This is a genomic window from Arsenicicoccus dermatophilus, from assembly GCF_022568795.1.
GTDB lineage: Bacteria > Actinomycetota > Actinomycetes > Actinomycetales > Dermatophilaceae > Arsenicicoccus > Arsenicicoccus dermatophilus.
Genome location: NZ_JAKZHU010000001.1, coordinates 1,035,384 through 1,053,258 on the forward strand (window position 1 = coordinate 1,035,384; position 17,875 = coordinate 1,053,258).

9 protein-coding genes are annotated in these 17,875 nt (G+C 71.7%); 4 read left to right on the plus strand and 5 right to left on the minus strand.

Translation table 11 applies throughout. The features are described 5' to 3' along the window. Positions 1 to 53: 53 nt before the first annotated feature. On the minus strand, positions 54 to 1,718 hold the full coding sequence (gene pgm / locus MM438_RS04895; RefSeq protein ID WP_241451402.1) for a phosphoglucomutase (alpha-D-glucose-1,6-bisphosphate-dependent): 1,665 nt from the start codon (positions 1,716 to 1,718) through the stop codon (positions 54 to 56). Positions 1,719 to 1,895: 177 nt separating this feature from the next. On the opposite strand from pgm, the gene MM438_RS04900 reads away from it, so the two are divergent. Together MM438_RS04900 and MM438_RS04905 are read left to right on the plus strand one after the other, a co-directional pair. After that, positions 1,896 to 2,870 carry a permease gene (locus tag MM438_RS04900; RefSeq protein WP_241451403.1) on the plus strand — a complete coding sequence of 325 codons (975 nt, stop codon included), beginning with the start codon at positions 1,896 to 1,898 and terminating at the stop codon, positions 2,868 to 2,870. Further along, positions 2,867 to 3,547: a TIGR03943 family putative permease subunit gene (locus MM438_RS04905; protein WP_241451404.1), complete on the plus strand. Its 681-nt coding sequence runs from the start codon at positions 2,867 to 2,869 to the stop codon at positions 3,545 to 3,547. Before MM438_RS04900 ends, MM438_RS04905 begins: the two co-directional genes overlap by 4 nt. 111 nt (positions 3,548 to 3,658) lie before the next feature. On the opposite strand, the gene glgB is transcribed toward MM438_RS04905, so the two are convergent. Genes glgB through MM438_RS04920 form a run of 3 tightly spaced genes read right to left on the minus strand, consistent with a single transcriptional unit; the run spans position 3,659 to position 12,016 of the window. After that, positions 3,659 to 8,257 (minus strand): 1,4-alpha-glucan branching protein GlgB, encoded by a 4,599-nt coding sequence (gene glgB, locus MM438_RS04910; RefSeq protein ID WP_241451405.1) that lies wholly within the window; start codon positions 8,255 to 8,257, stop codon positions 3,659 to 3,661. 1 nt (position 8,258) lies between these two features. After that, positions 8,259 to 9,992 (minus strand): maltose alpha-D-glucosyltransferase, encoded by a 1,734-nt coding sequence (gene treS / locus MM438_RS04915; protein WP_241451406.1) that lies wholly within the window; start codon positions 9,990 to 9,992, stop codon positions 8,259 to 8,261. Between the two features lie 2 nt (positions 9,993 to 9,994). Then, positions 9,995 to 12,016 carry a maltotransferase domain-containing protein gene (locus MM438_RS04920; protein ID WP_241451407.1) on the minus strand — a complete coding sequence of 674 codons (2,022 nt, stop codon included), beginning with the start codon at positions 12,014 to 12,016 and terminating at the stop codon, positions 9,995 to 9,997. A gap of 251 nt (positions 12,017 to 12,267) precedes the next feature. On the opposite strand from MM438_RS04920, the gene MM438_RS04925 reads away from it, so the two are divergent. Then, the gene (locus MM438_RS04925; RefSeq protein WP_241451408.1) at positions 12,268 to 14,805 is read left to right on the plus strand and encodes a glycogen/starch/alpha-glucan phosphorylase; all 2,538 of its coding nucleotides are present in this window, start codon (positions 12,268 to 12,270) and stop codon (positions 14,803 to 14,805) included. Positions 14,806 to 15,064: 259 nt separating this feature from the next. On the opposite strand, the gene glgX is transcribed toward MM438_RS04925, so the two are convergent. After that, complete coding sequence (glgX, locus tag MM438_RS04930) at positions 15,065 to 17,209, minus strand: glycogen debranching protein GlgX (RefSeq protein ID WP_241451409.1); 2,145 nt, start codon at positions 17,207 to 17,209, stop codon at positions 15,065 to 15,067. A gap of 107 nt (positions 17,210 to 17,316) precedes the next feature. On the opposite strand from glgX, the gene MM438_RS04935 reads away from it, so the two are divergent. After that, on the plus strand, positions 17,317 to 17,814 hold the full coding sequence (locus tag MM438_RS04935) for a hypothetical protein (RefSeq protein ID WP_241451410.1): 498 nt from the start codon (positions 17,317 to 17,319) through the stop codon (positions 17,812 to 17,814). The last annotated feature ends 61 nt before the right edge of the window (positions 17,815 to 17,875 follow it).

Sequence of the window (17,875 nt, forward strand, 5' to 3'; positions counted from 1 at the left end):
CAACAGCCCGAGGGCGAGCAGGAGCGTGCCGGCGAGGCGTCGTAGGCCCCGGTTCATCGGGCGAGGGCCGCAGAGACGACCTCCTTGGCCTCCTCCTGCACCTGCGCGAGGTGCTCGGGGCCTTGGAAGGACTCGGCGTAGATCTTGTAGACGTCCTCGGTGCCGGACGGCCGCGCGGCGAACCACGCGGACTGCGTCGTCACCTTGAGGCCGCCGATGGCCGCGCCGTTGCCGGGGGCCTCGGTGAGCGTGGCGGTGATCGGCTCGCCGGCGAGGGTCCGGGCGGTCACGTCGGCGGGGGAGAGGGCCTTGAGCCTGGCCTTCTGCTCGCGGTCGGCGGGGGCGTCGATGCGGGCGTAGGCCGGGTCGCCGTGCCGGGACACGAGCTCCGCGTAGTGCTGGGTGGGGGTCTTGCCGGTCGTGGCCAGGATCTCCGAGGCGAGCAGGGCGAGGATGATGCCGTCCTTGTCGGTGGACCAGACGGTGCCGTCCTTGCGCAGGAAGCTCGCGCCCGCGGACTCCTCGCCGCCGAAGGGGCCGGAGCCGTCGAGCAGCCCGGGCACGAACCACTTGAACCCCACCGGCACCTCGACGAGGCGCCGACCGAGGTCGGCGGCGACGCGGTCGATCATCGAGGAGGAGACGAGGGTCTTGCCGACGAAGCCGTCGGCCGGCCACTGGGGGCGGGCGCCGCCGTAGAGGTACTGAATCGCGACGGCGAGGTAGTGGTTGGGGTTCATCAGGCCGCCGTCGGGGGTGACGATGCCGTGGCGGTCGGAGTCGGCGTCGTTGCCGGTGGCGATGTCGAAGGAGTCCTTCTGCACGATCAGGCTCGCCATGGCCGAGGGGGAGGAGCAGTCCATCCGGATCTTCTCGTCCCAGTCCAGCGTCATGAACCGCCAGGTCGGGTCCACCAGCGGGTTGACGACGGTCAGCCCCAGACCGTAGTGCTCGCCGATCGCGGCCCAGTAGTCGACCGCGGCGCCCCCGAGCGGGTCGGCGCCGATGCGGACCTTGGCGTCCTTGATGGCCTGCACGTCGATGACGTTCTCGAGGTCCTCGACGTAGATCCGCTTGAACTCGTAGGGCTCGCACCGGGACCGCGCCTGCGGGAACGGCAGGCGGTGCACCCCCTCGAGCCCGGCCTCGATGTAGGCGTTGGCGCGGGCCGCGATCCAGCTCGTCGCGTCGCTGTCGGCCGGGCCGCCGTGCGGCGGGTTGTACTTGAAGCCGCCGTCGGTGGGCGGGTTGTGCGACGGCGTGACCACGATGCCGTCGGCGAGCCCGCTGTCGGCGGGGAGGTCGTCGACGACGCCGATCTTGCCCTTGTTGGCGCGCAGGATGGCGTGGCTGACGGCCGGGGTGGGGGTGTAGCGGTCCTCGGCGTCCACCAGGACGCGGACGCCGCCCGCGACGAGCACCTCGATCGCCGAGGCCCAGGCCGGCTCGGACAGGCCGTGCGTGTCCCGGCCGATGAAAAGGGGTCCGTCGAAGCCCTGCTCGGTGCGGTAGTCCACGATCGCCTGGGTCGTCGCGAGGATGTGGTCCTCGTTGAAGGAGGTCTTCAGGCTCGACCCGCGGTGCCCGGAGGTCCCGAAGGCGACCTGCTGGTCGACGTCGTCCGGGGACGGCTTTCCGGTGTAGTACGCCGTGACGAGGTGCGCCACGTCCACCAGGTCGCGGGGCTCTGCGGGCTGTCCAGCTCGGTTCGTGGTCATGGGCTCATCCTCGCAAGCCGGCCGGGCTGCTGCACCTCGCAGGCCGGGCCGACCGCCGCCGACGAGCAGGTATGGCGGTCGGCTCGGTCTGTCACTACCATGCCTTAGCCCGCTGACCTGCATCGATGTAGCGCAGGGTAGGGCAGCAGTGACTCCCCGCTCGTGGAAGGCCTCCCCGTGGACCTGTCAGCCCTCCGCCGCAGCCCCCTGGCTCCGGCGTTGCTCCTGCTGGGGGTCCTCGCGGCCCTGGCGATGTGGTCCCGAGCGCCGGTCGCCGGGGCGGTGGCCGACCACCCCGCCCTCCAGGCCTGGCTGACGACGATGCTGTCCATGTCGGTGCAGGCCCTGCCCTTCCTGGTGCTGGGGGTGCTGCTGTCGTCGGCCATCAGCGTCCTCGTGCCGCCGCGGCTGCTGGAGCGCGCGCTGCCCGCCAACCCGGTGGCGGCCGTCCCCGTGGCCGGCACCGCAGGCATCCTGCTCCCCGGCTGCGAGTGCGCCTCGGTGCCGGTGAGCTCGGCCCTCATGCGCAGCGGGGTCGCCCCCGCCGTGGCCCTGACCTTCCAGCTGGCGGCGCCTGCGGTCAACCCGGTCGTCCTCGCGTCGACCGCGGTGGCCTTCGGCGGCAGCTGGACCATGGTCACGGCGCGGTTCCTCGCGTCCTGGCTGACGGCCGTGGTCGTGGGGCTGGTCTGGATCAAGCTCGGCAAGGACCACGTGCCCGCGATCCGCGCGCGGCACGAGCACGAGCACGGACGCTGGCGGGCGCTCATGGACGAGCTGTCGCACGACGTGCTGCAGGCCGGCGGCTACCTGGTCGTCGGCGCGACGATCGCCGCTACCCTCAACGTCGTCGTGCCGACCGAGTGGGTCGGCACCGTCGCCGGCAACCCGGTGCTGTCGGTGCTGGCCCTGGCGCTGCTTGCGATGATCGTCGCCGTCTGCTCGGAGGCCGATGCCTTCGTGGCGGCCGGCCTCTCGGCCTTCTCGCCGCTGGCTCAGCTCGTCTTCATGGTCGTGGGGCCGGTCGTCGACATCAAGCTCATCGCCATGCAGGTCGGGACCTACGGCAAGAAGTTCGCGCTCGTCTTCGTCCCCCTCACCCTCGTCGTCGCGCTCAACTGCGCCAACTGGATCGGAACCCTGCTGCTGTGAAGCGTCCTGTGCAAGCCGCCCTGCTGCTGGCCGTCGCGGTGACGACGGCGGGCATCATCCTCAACGGCACCTACCTCAACCTCGTCCGGCCGACGATGCGCTGGCCGCTGCTCGCGACCGCCGCCGTCCTCGCCGCGTGCGGGGTGACGCTGCTGCTGGCCCGGCGCGACGAGCACGAGCACGACCACCGCGCCTCGCGCATGGGGATCGCCCTGGCCCTGCCCTTCGTGGCGATGGCGGTCGTGCCGATCAACCCGCTGACCTCGTGGTCGGCCGACCGCTCCCAGGTCGACATGGGCGGGGACCCCTCGGGCAGCTTCGACCCGCTGCCCGACGACGAGGTCCTCACGATGAACGTGTCGGACTTCGTGGACCGGGCGACCTTCGACAGCCAGTCCTCCCTCACGGGCCGCAAGGTGCGGCTCGTGGGCTTCGTCTCCCCGGACGGCGACGGGTGGGCGGTGACCCGCATCCGGGTCAAGTGCTGCGCAGCCGACGCCCGGCCGTTCAAGGTGGGCGTCGTCGGGGTCCCGGCCCCGCCGAAGGACTCGTGGGTCGAGGCCGTCGGCACCTGGGTCGCCCGCCCGCCCTACTCCGGTGAGGGCCGGGTGACCTGGCCGCAGCTGCGGGACGCGGTGGTCAGGTCGGTGCCGGCGGAGCCCAACCCCTACGAGTGACGGCCTCCCGGCTCCGGGGCGCATCCCGACCCGGCGGTACGACAACAGGCCCCGTGCCCGGCCCCCCTGCAGGGAGGCGGGCACGGGGCCTGTCGCACCAGGACCGGTCGGTCAGCCCTCGGCGGACGTCTCGCTCAGCTCGGGCCGCTCGGCGGCGTCGGCCGCCTCCCGGGCCTCCGCCGCGCGCTGGGCCTCGGCCGCGGCGACGAGCTCGGGGCGCTCCTGGGCCCGGGACGCCTCGTGGTGACGCTCGACGTCCTCCTCGGCGGCGAGCCACACCGTGGCGAGCGGCGGGCAGGTGATCACCGCGGACCACGCGAAGCCGTGCCACGGGACCGGCTCGGCGACGACCTGGCCGAGGTTGCCGACCCCTGAGCCGTTCCACTCGGCGGCGTCGGTGTTGAGGACCTCGCGCCAGACCCCCGGCCCGGGCAGGCCGATCCGGTAGCCCTCGTGCGGGGCACCCGCGAAGTTCGAGACGCAGGCGACGGCGGGGACCCGTCCCGAGCCGCCGTCCTTGCCGTAGCGCACGAACGAGAAGACGTTGCCCGTGGCGTCGTTCGCGTCGATCCACTGGAAGCCCTCACCGCTGGTGTCGAGCTGCCACAGGGCGGGGGAGGCCTGGTAGGTCGCGTTCATCGACCGGACCATCTGGTGCGCGGCCCGGTGCCAGGGCTGGTCGAGGAGCCACCAGTCCAGCGAGCTGCCGTCGGCCCACTCGGCCTCCTGCGCGAACTCCTGACCCATGAACAGGAGCTTCTTGCCGGGGTGCGCCCACATGAAGGCGAGGTAGGCCCGCAGGTTGGCGAGCTGCTGCCAGCGGTCGCCTGGCATCTTGCGCAGCAGCGAGCCCTTGCCGTAGACGACCTCGTCGTGGGAGATCGGCAGCACGAAGCTCTCGCTGAACGCGTAGACGAGCCCGAAGGTCATCTCGCCGTGGTGGTACTGCCGGTGGATCGGGTCGTGCTCGACGTAGTCGAGGGTGTCGTGCATCCAGCCCATGTTCCACTTGAAGCCGAAGCCCAGACCGCCCGCCTCGGTGGGGCGGGTGACGCCCGGCCAGGAGGTGGACTCCTCGGCGATCATCATGGCGCCGGGGTGGCGGCGGTAGACGGTCGCGTTGGTCTCCTGGAGCATCTGCACGGCCTCGAGGTGCTCCCGCCCGCCATACACGTTGGGCAGCCACTCGCCGTCCTTGCGGGAGTAGTCGAGGTAGAGCATCGAGGCGACGGCGTCCACGCGCAGGCCGTCCACGTGGAACTCCTCGAGCCAGAACAGCGCGTTGGCGACGAGGAAGTTGCGGACCTGCGGCCGGCCGAAGTCGAAGACGTGCGTGCCCCAGTCGGGCTGGTCGCCGCGGCGCGGGTCGGGGTGCTCGTAGACCGCCTCCCCGTCGAACCGCGCGAGCGCGAACGCGTCCTTGGGGAAGTGGGCGGGCACCCAGTCGAGGATGACGCCGATCCCGGCCTGGTGCAGGGCGTCGACGAGGTGACGGAACTCGTCGGGCGAGCCGAACCGCGACGTCGGGGCGTAGTAGCCGGTCACCTGGTAGCCCCACGAGGGGCCGTAGGGGTGCTCGGCGACGGGCAGCAGCTCGACGTGCGTGAACCCGAGGTCCTTGACGTAGTCGACCAGCTGGGTGGCCAGCTCGGTGTAGCTCAGTCCCTGTCGCCAGGAGCCGAGGTGCACCTCGTAGACCGACATGGGGGCCTCGTGGCGCGAGGTGGCGTCCCGCTCGGCGATCCACTCCTGGTCGTGCCAGGTGTACGACGAGCGCTCGACGACCGACGCGGTGGCGGGCGGGATCTCGGTGGCCCGGGCCAGCGGGTCGGCCTTGCCGCGCCACTGGCCGTCCTTGCCGAGGATGTCGTACTTGTAGCGGATGCCCTCCTCGACGCCGGGGACGAACAGCTCCCACAGGCCGGACGAGCCGAGCGAGCGCATCGGGTGCGCCTGGGAGTCCCAGGTGTTGAAGTCGCCGGCCAGGCGCACGGCCTGGGCGTTGGGGGCCCACACCGCGAAGGCCGTGCCCCGGGTGACGCCCATCGGCCCGTCGTACTCGCGCACGTGCGCGCCGAGGACCTCCCACAGCCGCTCGTGGCGCCCCTCGCCGATGAGGTGGATGTCCATCTCGCCGAGCGTGGGCAGGAACCGGTAGGGATCGTCGATGGTGTGCTTGAAGCCGTCGCCGTAGTCCACCGCCACGCGGTAGTCGGGGACGTCGGTGCCCTCGATCGTGGCGACCCAGACGCCCTCGTGCTCGTGCGCGAAGGGGACCGTGCGGCCGCCCTCGAGGAGGAGGTCCACCGTCGCGGCCCGCGGCTTGAAGGTGCGGATGGTGACCAGGCCATCGCCGACGCGGCCGCCGAGGACCGAGTGGGGGTCGTGGTGGTGGCCGTGGACCAGCCGGTTGATCTGGTCGGTGGGCACGGGCAGGTGGCGGGCGGCGCCCTCCGGCTGCCGGCCGTCGGTGGCCGGGTCCTGCTCCTGGTCGTACGCCGGGGAGGCGGGCTCCGGGTTCGCGCCGTCCGTCGCCGGCCTCGGGGTCGGCTCCAGGGGTGCCGTGGTCTCGTCGGCCATCAGGGTCTCCTCGGTCAGGTCCGGTGTGGGCTCCTCGACGGCAGGCGCGCCGGCCGTGGCCTCGACGGCGGCGACCGGCTCGGGAGCAGGCTCGGGCGTCTCGACGGCGGAGCCCTGGACCTCGGCAGGCTCGTCGATCTGTGCCGGTGCCGGTGCCGGTCGTGCGTCGGTCGTCGGGGCGTCCTCGGCCAGGTCCGGCCCGTGGTTCTCGGCCGCCGGTGCGACGGGCGTCGGGTCGGTGCCGGCGACCGGATCGGTGGCGCGGGCGTCCTCGGAGGGACGGTCGTGACCGCCGGCCGGGACCGGACCGGACGCTGCGACGGGCTGCACGGTGCCGGTGGTCGCGGTCCTCGCGACGGTCCGCGCCACGAAGCGGGCGGTCGAGCCCAGCTGGGCCGCGATCCCGGACACCGCGGCGCTGACCGGCGCGTGGCGGACCCGACGAGACGCACCGGCGGTGGTCGCGTCGGCGGTGTCGTCCTCGGGGGCCGCCGGGGCGGGTGTCTCGGGCTCGGAGGCGGCCGGGGCGGCGGCCTCATCCTGGACCGTCGCGGCCGGTGCGGTCGGGGGCTCCTCCTCGGAGGCCGCCGGGGCGGGTGTCTCGGGCGTGGTCCGCGCCGCCAGGGCCGGCGCCTTCTCCTCGACCGGGACCGTGGCAGCCTCGTCCTCAGGGGTCTGGGGGAGGCGGTGCTCCTGCTGCCCCGTGGTGTCTCCCGTCGCAGCGGTCACGAGCCGGGTGACGGCGCTGGTGGGGATGGGCAGCCACGACGGGCGGTTGCGCGCCTCGTAGTCGATCTCGTACAGCGCCTTGTCGAGCTCCAACGCGCGCAGCACCTCCGGCTCGCGGCGCGGGTCGACGCCGGTCGCCTCGGCATACCCGGCCACGAAAGCCGCCCGGGCGGCCTCGGCCCAGGCGCGGGCGGCCTCGGCGCGGGACGGATCCTCCTGTGCCACCGACCCGGCGGCATAGTCGAAGGACCGCAGCATGCCGGCGACGTCGCGCAGCACCAGGTCGGGACGGGTCCGCTGCCGCAGCGGCCGCAGCGGCTCCCCCTCGAAGTCGAGCAGCACCCAGCCGCGGCCGGGGACGTCGAGGACCTGGCCTAGGTGGTAGTCGCCGTGGATGCGCTGCAACCGGGGCCACTCGGCGTCGCGGGCCGCGCCGAGCACCCGCTCGATCTCGGGCTCCTGGGCGCGCAGCGGCGGGTGCGCCTCCGCGGCGAGCACGAAGCGGTTGCGCATGGACAGCGCCAGCGTCCTGCGGTCCTCGGCCGTGGCTACGGCCGTCTCCATGGTGTCGGCCAGGGTGCGGTGGACCTCCCCGGTGGCAACGCCGAGGGCGCGGGCACGCTCGGTGAAGTCGCCTCCGGTGGAGGCGGACTCGAGGGCCACCCGCCAGGCGTCGCGCACGTCGGGCAGGAACTCCTGGGCGAAGGCCAGGTGCCCCGAGACCTGGCGGCCGTCCCGGGTCCACCGGCCGCGCAGCGCGCCGGCGGGGCTGGGCACCAGCGTCGAGCCGGCGGCCGCCAGGGCGGTCTGGACGGTCACGTCCGGGTTGTCGCCGGGGGACAGGATCCGGAAGACCTTGACGATCAAGGGTTTCCCGTCGGTCTCCACGATGATCGAGGTGTTGGACTGCTCGCCGGACAGGACCCGCGCGGAGCGGACCGTCATCGGCGAGCAGGCATCCGTCGGCTCCCCGGTGACGTGCACGTCGGGGGTGCCGTGGTCCGGGGTCGAGCCGGTGTCCGACTCCACGATGGTGCGGACCAGCTCGGCGACGTAGACCGGGTCGTGGGTGGCGTCGTAGACATGGCGGGTGCCGAGCACGGAGTGCTCCACCACGCCGACCAGCGCGTGGTCTGCCCCCTCGAGCGGTGCCCCGCGATAGGTCAGCGGGACCTGGTAGGTCACCGGCGGCTGCACCGAGACGTCCCGCAGCAGCAGGGTCTCGATGCCCACCTCGTGGGCGGGGTCCTCGAAGCGATAGCTGCCGACGCGCTCGAGCCGCGGTGCCACGCCCGAGCCCTTTCCGACATACCACCGCTGCCGTCCGATCCACGCCTGGACGGTCTCGCGCTTGTCGGGCGTGATCGTCGCGCCCTTCTCGATCCGGGAGGTGCCGGCCATGTCAGGACTCGTTTCCGGTGTCGGTGGTGGGGGCTGCGGGGACCAGCTGCAGCCAGAAGAAGTCGCGCGAGCCCATCGTGACCACGAAGCGGCCCTGCTCGTCGACGGGCACGAAGCCCGATCCGCCGAAGAGGTCCACGACCTGGGCGCCGACGAAGCGCTCCGGGAGCTGGATGCGCGTGCCCTGGGGACGGGGGGAGAGGTTGTTGACGCAGAGCACGGCCTCGGCGGGCCCGTCCTCGGTGGCGTCCTCGGGACGGATCTCCCGCAGGAAGGCCAGGATCGCGTCGTTGTCGTTGGCCTGCACCTCGAAGGTGCCCATCCCCATGACGGGGTGGTGCCTGCGCACCGACAGCATCCCGCGGATCCAGTGCAGCAGCGAGGAGCTCGAGGCCATCTGTGCCTCGACGTTGACGTTGTTGTGGTGGTACACGAGCGACTGGATGACCGGGAGGTAGAGCTTGCCCGGGTCCGCGGTGGAGAAGCCCGCGTTGCGGTCCGGCGTCCACTGCATCGGGGTGCGGACGGCGTCGCGGTCCTGCAGCCAGATGTTGTCGCCCATCCCGATCTCGTCGCCGTAGTACAGGCAGGGCGAGCCGGGCAGCGAGAGGACCAGCGCGTTGATCAGCTCGATCTCGGCGCGGGAGTTGTCGAGGAGCGGGGCCAGGCGGCGCCGGATGCCGACGTTGGCCTTCATCCGCGGGTCGGGGGCGTACCACCCGTACATCGCGGCCCGTTCCTCCGGGTCGACCATCTCGAGGGTGAGCTCGTCGTGGTTGCGCAGGAAGGTGCCCCACTGGGTCCCCGGCGGTATGGCGGGGGTGTCCTCGAGGACCTTGACGATCGACGTCGCCTTGCCCTCGCGCAGCGCGTAGTACAGCCGGGGCATCACCGGGAAGTGGAAGCACATCTGGCACTCCGGGTCCTCCTCGGACCCGAAGTAGTCGACGACCTCGTGCGGCATCTGGTTGGCCTCGGCCAGCAGGATCCGGCCGGGGTACTCCGTGTCGACCATCCGCCGCAGCCGGGCGAGGAACTCGTGGGTCTTGGGATGGTTCTCGCCGTTGTGCCCCTCCTCCTCGAACAGGTAGGGGACCGCGTCGAGCCGGAAGCCGTCGATGCCCATGTCCATCCAGTAGCGGACGACGTCGAGCATCTCCTCCTGGACCTTCGGGTTCTCGAAGTTCAGGTCCGGCTGGTGGGAGAAGAAGCGGTGCCAGAAGAACTGCCGCCGGACCGGGTCGAAGGTCCAGTTCGACACCTCGGTGTCGACGAAGATGATGCGCGCCTCGGAGTAGAGCGTGTCGTCGTCGGACCAGACGTAGTAGTCGCCGTACGGGCCGTCGGGCTCGGACCGGCTCGCCTGGAACCACGGGTGCTGGTCGCTCGTGTGGTTCATCACGAAGTCGGTGATGATCCGGATCCCGCGGGCGTGCGCCTGCGCGACGAGCTCCGTGAACTCCGGCAGCGTCCCGAACTCCGGCAGCACCGCGCGGTAGTCGGCGATGTCGTAGCCGCCGTCGCGCAGGGGCGAGGCGTAGAACGGCGGCAGCCAGAGGCAGTCCACGCCGAGCCACTGCAGGTAGTCGAGCTTGTTGATCAGACCGGTGAAGTCGCCTGCGCCGGAGCCGTTGCTGTCGGCGAAGGCCCGGATCAGGACCTCGTAGAACACCGCCTTGCGGAACCAGCTGGGGTCGTGCTGAAGACCGGGCTGGTTGAGCGACAGGCCCTGCACGCTCAGAACCTCCGCACGTGGATAACGTGGACCGGCTCGCCCTCGCGACCGACGCGGACGAAGTCGTGCTGGCCCCAGTGCCACTCGGCACCGGTGATCTCGTCGCGGGCGACGAAGCCGTCGTCCGGCCCCAGGCCCAGGGCGCCCATGTCCAGGTGCACCCAGGACTCGCGCGTGGAGTGGGGGTCGAGGTTGGCCACGACGATCACGGTGTCCTCCCGGCCGTCGGGCAGGGTCGCCGTCTTGGAGAACACGATGATGTTCTCGTCGTCGCAGTGGTGGAAGGTGATGTTGCGCAGCAGGTGCAGGCTCGGGTGGGCGCGGCGGATCTCGTTGAGCCGGCGCAGGTAGCCCGCGAGCGACTGCCCCTCCTTGGCGCCGCCCGGCTCGTAGTCCGCCCAGCGGCGGTCCTTGAGCTGGTACTTCTCGTTGTCGATCTGCTCCTCGGCGCCCGGACGGGCGACGCACTCCATGAGCTCGTAGCCCGCGTAGATGCCGTAGGTGGGGACCAACGTCGCGGCGAGGGCCGCGCGGGCCTTCCAGGCAGCCGGTCCGCCGAACTGCATGTACGGCGTGAGGATGTCGTGCGTGGTCGGCCAGAAGGACGGCCGCATGTAGCTCGCGGCGTCGCCGGCCAGCTCGCGGACGTACTCCTCGAGCTCCCACCTCTGGTTGCGCCAGGCGAAGTAGGTGTAGCTCTGCTGGAAACCGATCTTGCCCAGGGTGTGCATCATCGCCGGCTTGGTGAAGGCCTCGGCCAGCCAGATGGTCTCGGGATGGTCCTGAGCGACGTCGGCGATGAGCCACTGCCAGAACTCCACCGGCTTGGTGTGCGGGTTGTCGACGCGGAAGAGCGTGACCCCGTGGTCGATCCAGACCTGGATCACGTCGCGGACGGCCTGGTAGATGCCGGCCGGGTCGTTGTCGAAGTTGAGCGGGTAGATGTCCTGGTACTTCTTGGGGGGGTTCTCGGCGTAGGCGATCGTCCCGTCGGCGCGCGTCGTGAACCACTCCGGGTGCTCGGTCACCCAGGGGTGGTCGGGCGAGCACTGCAGCGCGATGTCGAGCGCGACCTCCAGACCGAGCTCGCGGGCGCGGGCCACGAAGGCGTCGAAGTCCTCGAAGGTCCCCAGCGACGGCTCGATGGCGTCGTGACCGCCCGCCTCCGCGCCGATGGCATAGGGCGAGCCCACGTCCAGCGGGCCGGCGGTCAGCGTGTTGTTGGGGCCCTTGCGGTTGGTGGTGCCGATGGGGTGGATCGGCGTGAGGTAGACGACGTCGAAGCCCATCTCGGCGATCGCGGGCAGGCGCTCGGCGGCTGTGCGCAGCGTCCCAGTGTGCCAGGTGCCGTCCTCGTCCTGGTAGGCGCCCTCGGAGCGCGGGAAGATCTCGTACCACGCGCCGCACAGGGCGAGCGGGCGCTCCACCAGCCAGGACTGGGCGGGCGCGGGGGAGACCAGCTCGCGCAGCGGACGGGCGGTCAGCTCGTGCTCCACCGGGCCGGACGCCGCGACGTACAGGCGCTCCCGGGGGTCGCGGGTGGTGTCGCGCAGGGCGGCGATCGCGCCGGTGAGGATCGCGCGCTGCTCCGGGCTGCGCTCGACACGCTCGATGGCGCGCTCCAGGACGCGGGCACCCTCCTCCAGCATCAGCTCGACGTCGATGCCGGCCTCGACCTTGATGACGGCGTCGTGGTGCCAGGTGCCGTAGGGGTCCGACCAGCCCTCGACGGTGAACGACCACAGGCCCTCGCGGTCCGCGACGATCGTCGCCTCCCACCGGGACAGGCCGACGTTGGTGCAGGTCATCGGCAGGTAGGTCGTGGTGCCGGCGGGGTCCGTGACGGCTACGGAGGCGTTGACGGCGTCGTGCCCCTCACGAAACACGGTGGCCGTGACCGGTATCGGCTCCCCGACGACGGACGCGACGGGGCGCAGGCCTCCGTCCACGCTGGGCGTCACCGCCAGCACGGGGATGCGGCCGACAGGGGTCTGGGGGGCGGTGGAGAGGGGGTGGGAGCTCACCGGGCCAACGCTACCGAACTGTGGTAGATGCTCACGACCCCCGTCCGGTCCGCGAGGGCCGGTCGAGGGCGCCCTGCGCCGGGCTCCGGGAGGGGCCGAGCCCAGGTGGCCCCCTGCGCGGATTCCACTACAGTGGCAGGCGAGTCCCCGGACCGTGGCACCCCGCGCTGTAGCGGACTGCGGGATCCTCCACGTTCCGGACCCCATGCCGCGACACCGGAGGCGCAATGACCCAGGAAGCCGCACACCCGATGCACGACTCGAGCTGGTTGGCGGACGAGGACCCGCAGGCCTACAGCCCGGACTACGAGGGCCCCCGCATCACCCCGACCAGCCCGCTCGCCGCGGCCCCCGTCGGCCGTCCGCCTCGCACCGTCGAGGGCTTCGCCCGGGAGTTCCTGCGCGAGCTGAGCTTCGGCGAGGGTGTGGCCCTGTCGCGGTCCTCGCGCAACGACCAGTACCTCGCGCTGTCGCGCACCATCCGCCACTACCTCATGGCCGACTGGCTGGAGACCGCGCGTCGGCGCCGCGAGCAGCCGACCAAGATGGTGGGTTACCTGTCCGCCGAGTACCTGCTGGGTCGTCAGATGGGCAACGCGCTGCTCGCCACCGACCTCGGCGAGATCGCCAAGGAGGCCCTGCAGAGCCTGGGTCTGGACCTCAAGACCATGCGCGCCCAGGAGGTCGAGCCGGGCCTCGGCAACGGTGGCCTCGGTCGTCTCGCCGCGTGCTTCGTGGATTCCCTCGCCACCATGGACGTCCCCTGCATCGGCTACGGGATCCGGTACGAGTACGGCATCTTCCGGCAGACCTTCGAGGGCGGCCGTCAGGTCGAGGTGCCCGACTCCTGGCTGCACCTCGGCGATCCCTGGGGCTTCCCGCACCCGGACCGCGCGGTCCAGGTGGGCTTCGGCGGTCGCACCGAGACGGTCACCGAGGACGGCGTCGAGCGCAGCCGCTGGATCCCGGAGTGGAATGTCCTGGGCGTGCCCTACCACTACATGGTCCCGGGCTACCAGAACGGCGTGGTCAACACCCTGCGTCTGTGGTCGGCGAAGGCCACCCAGGAGTTCGACCTGCAGGTCTTCAACTCCGGCGACTACGCGCAGGCGGTCCGCGCCCAGACCACCGCCGAGAACATCTCCAAGGTGCTCTACCCCGAGGACTCGACGCCGCAGGGCCGCGAGCTGCGCCTGCAGCAGCAGTACTTCTTCGTCGCCTGCTCGCTGAAGGACTTCATCGACCGGACCCTGGAGAAGGGCTTCGACCTCCACCGCCTCGACGAACGGATCATCTTCCAGCTCAACGACACCCACCCGGTCATCGCGATCCCGGAGCTGATGCGCCTCCTCATGGACGAGCACGGCTTCGCGTGGGACGAGGCCTGGGCGGTCACCAGCCGGTGCTTCGCCTACACCTGCCACACCCTGCTGCCGGAGGCCCTCGAGGTCTGGCCGGTCGAGCTCGTCGGCCGGCTCCTGCCGCGGCACCTGGAGATCATCTACCGCATCAACGAGGAGTTCCTGGCCGACGTCCGCAGCCAGTTCCCCGGTGACGAGCTGCGCGTGCGGCGTATGTCGATCATCCAGGACCACCCCGAGCGCGCGGTCCGGATGGCCAACCTCGCCACCGTCGCCGGCGTCAAGGTCAACGGCGTCGCCGAGCTGCACTCCCAGCTGCTGCGCGACAAGGTGCTGCCCGACTTCTCGGCCATGTGGCCGGACAAGTTCACCAACGTCACCAACGGCATCACCCCCCGCCGCTTCGTGCGCCTGGCCAACCCCGGTCTGAGCCAGCTCATCACGGACACCATCGGTGTCGGGTGGGAGACCAGGCTCGAGCGGCTCGAGGCCCTGGAGCCCTTCGCCGAGGACGAGGAGTTCCGCGAGCGCTTCCGCGCGGCCAAGCAGGCCAACAAGGACCGCCTGCGCAAGCTGCTCGTCGTCCGTGACGGGATCGAGATCCCCGAGCACGCCATGATCGACGCGATGGTCAAGCGGCTGCACGAGTACAAGCGTCAGACGCTGAAGCTGCTGCACATCGTCTCGACCTACCAGCAGATCATCGACGGCGAGGTCGCCAAGGACGACGTGGTCGCCCGCACCTTCGTCTTCGGCGCCAAGGCCGCGCCCGGCTACCAGATGGCCAAGGAGATCATCTTCCTGATCAACTCGGTCGCCGAGACGATCAACGCCGACGAGCGGGTCCAGGGCACCCTGTCGGTGGCCTTCCCGGCCAACTACAACGTCACCCTGGCCAACCGGCTGATCCCGGCCGCCGACCTGTCCGAGCAGATCTCGCTCGCCGGCAAGGAGGCCTCGGGCACGGGCAACATGAAGTTCGCCCTCAACGGCGCCCTGACCATCGGCACCGACGACGGCGCCAATGTCGAGATCCGCGAGCGCGTCGGCGACGAGAACTTCTTCCTCTTCGGGATGCTCGAGCCGCAGGTCGCCGAGCTGCAGGCCAAGGGTTACGTCCCGAGCGCGGTCTACGAGGCCAACCCGAGCCTGAAGAAGGCCATGGACCTGCTCGCCTCGGGGCACTTCACCGGCGGCGACCGCGGCCTGGCGGCCCCGGTGGTCGACGACCTGCTCTACAACGACCGGTTCATGACCCTCGGGGACTTCCAGTCGTACGTCGAGACCCAGGCGCGGGTCGACGCGTACTACCAGGACCAGGAGGCGTGGACCCGCTCGGCGATCCTCAACGTCGCCCGCTGCGGGTTCTTCTCCTCCGACCGGTCGATGAGGGACTACCTGCGCCGGATCTGGATGCCCACGCACTGACCCGCCCGACGTCGAGGGGCCGCCCGCAGCAGCGGGCGGCCCCTCGACGTCCGGTTCCCGGGCGGCGAGGACGTCGCGGTCAGCCCCGGCCCGTGTCGTTCGGGGCCAGGCTGGCCTTGAACGACACGGAAAGTGGCCTCTTTGATCGATCCACGGGGCCAGCCTGGCCCATGGAGGCGGCCCATGGAGGCGGCCCATGGAGGGGCCTGGGGTGCGGTCAGCGGTGGGCGGGGTCCACGGGGGCGGCTCGTGGGCGCGGTCAGCGCTCGGCGCGCCATACCTGCATCGACGGGCCGGGAGAGGTCCGCACCTGCCCGGGCAGCACCCGCTCCCCGGGGTCCTCGCCCGGGCGCTCCCAGGCGCTGTCCCACGCGAGCCGGTAGCCCGTGACCCCCGGCACCTGCGGCAGCGTGACCGGCAGGTCGACGGTCGAGCTGTGCATCACCAGCAGGAAGGACTCGTCGTCGCAGACACCGCCGTCGAGATAGGCCAGCAGCGTGACGTTGCGAGGGTCGTGCCACTCGTCGGCCCGCATCTCCACGCCCGCCGCGTCGAACCACATCAGGTCCCGACTCCCGTCGACGCGGGCGGCCCGGGGTCCGAAGAACGCCGTCTGCCGCAGCACCGGGTGGTCGCGGCGCAGCCGCGCCAGCCAGGCCGTGGTCTCGACCAGGTCCTCCTGCCAGGGAGCGAGGTCCCAGTCGACCCAGCCGAGCGGGTTGTCCTGGCAGTAGGCGTTGTTGTTGCCCTGCTGGGTCCGCCCGAGCTCGTCGCCGGCGACCAGCATGGGGACGCCGGCCGAGCACATCAGGGTGCCGAGGAGGTTGCGGATCGAGCGGCGGCGCAGCGCCTCGACGGCGACCCCGTCGTCGTCCGCACCTGCGGGACCCTCGACCCCGTGGTTCCACGAGCGGTTGTGGTCGGACCCGTCGCGGTTGTCCTCGCCGTTGGCCTCGTTGTGCTTGCTGTCGTAGGCCGTCAGGTCGGCCAGGGTGAACCCGTCGTGGGCGGCCACGAAGTTGATCGACGCGGCGGCGTTGCGGTCGTGCCGGGCGAAGAGGTCCTCGGATCCGGCGAGACGGGTGGCCAGGTCGGAGACGCCGTGTCCCGGGACGCCCGTGCGGGAGCGGGCGGCGTCGACGAGCCAGAAGTTGCGGACGCCGTCGCGGAAGCGGTCGTTCCACTCCGAGAAGGGCGGCGGGAACTGGCCGGTGCGCCACCCGTTGAAGCCGATGTCCCAGGGCTCGGCGACGAGCTTGACGTCGCGCAGCAGGGGGTCGGCCCGCAGTGCCATGAGGAAGGGGTGGTCCGGGTCGAAGCCGTCGTCCCGGCCTCGCCCGAGCGCCACGGCCAGGTCGAACCGGAAGCCGTCGACGTGCATCTCCTGCACCCAGTGGCGCAGCGAGTCCAGGACGAGCCGCAGCGGAACCACGTGCCGGGTGTCGACGGTGTTGCCGCAGCCGGTGACGTCGACGTCGTGCCCGCGCCCGTCGAGGCGGTAGTAGGTGGCGGAGTCGAGCCCGCGCAGCGACAGCGTCGCGCCGTCGACGGACTGCTCGCAGGTGTGGTTGTAGACCACGTCCAGGATCACCTCGATCCCGGCGCGGTGCAGGTCGCGCACCATCCGCTTGACCTCGTCGACGACGCCCTGGGGGTCGGTGGTCGAGGCATAGGGGGCGTGCGGCGCGAAGAAGCCGAGGGTGTTGTAGCCCCAGTGGTTGGTGAGCCCGCGGGTGGCCAGGTGGGGCTCGTGGGTGAAGGCGTGGATCGGCAGCAGCTCCACGGCGGTCACCCCGATCCGCCGCAGGTGGGCGACGGTCACCGGGTGCGCCATGCCGGCGTAGGTGCCGCGCAGCTCCTCCGGCACCCCCGGCAGGGTGCGGGTCAGTCCGCGCAGGTGCGCCTCGTAGACGAAGGACCGGGCCGGCGGCGTGCGCGGGCGCTCGTCCCCCGCCCAGTCGAAGTCGTCGTCGACCACGACGCACCGCGGCACGAAGGCCGCGTCGTCCCGGTCGTCGCGCACCTCGTTCTCGCCGCGCAGGTCGGCGTCGACGCGGTGGCCGAAGATCTCCGGCCGCCAGGTGACCTGCCCCTCCAGGGCCCGGGCGTAGGGGTCCATCAGCAGCTTGGCGGGATTGTGCCGGTGGCCCTCGGCGGGGGACCACGGGCCGTGCACCCGATAGCCATAGCGCTGACCCGCGCGCATCCCGGGTATGACGTCGAACCACGTCCCGAAGGCCCGCTGCCGCAAGGGGATCCGCCGCTCGCTCGCTCCCGTGGCGTCGCCCGCCTCGAAGAGGCACAGCTCCACCGCCGTCGCGTGCCCGGCGTGGACGGCGACGGCCGCGCCGTCGGCCAGGAGGGTGACGCCGAGGCGCGGGGGCTGCTCGAGGGTGGCGGGCATGGTTGGAAGCATAGGTGGGGGCTCCGGCAGCGCTCGCCCGAAGCGCGTCGGGGCCCCGGGGCTCCCCGTCTGGCGCGCGCCCCCGCGGCGGCGCTTAGGGTGGGGGCATGACGGATCCCACCTCCATCCCCAGCTTCCCGCCGGCCGCCGACGAGCACCCGCTGCGCGGCCAGGTCATCGACGCCCTGCACGACGACGGGCTGATGGCCGACATCGACGCCGACGGCGACGTCTCGTTCAAGGTCCAGGGCCAGCAGCTCTTCGTCCGCTGCATCGAGGGCGAGGTCACGATCATGCGGGTCTTCGGCCAGTGGCAGATCGGCGACGACATCCCGCAGGACGAGCTGTCCCAGCTGCGCGCCTGCAACGAGCTCAACCTGCGCATGAGCGTCGTCAAGTCCGGGCTGGCCGGCGGCACCCTCGTGGTCACCGCGGAGCACGTGATGCTGCCCGGCACCGACGTCAAGACCCTGCTGCCCATGACCACCTCCGTGGTGCTCACCGCGGTCCACACCTGGCACCAGATCGTCACCGGCGACCTGCAGTTCGACACCGGCCTGGTGCCCGGCGAGGGCGACCAGCCCGAGGGTGGCCTGCCCAGCTGATCACCTGGCCGCTGCCCCGCGAGCCGACGCGCCCCCGACCGTCCACCCGGACGGCCGGGGG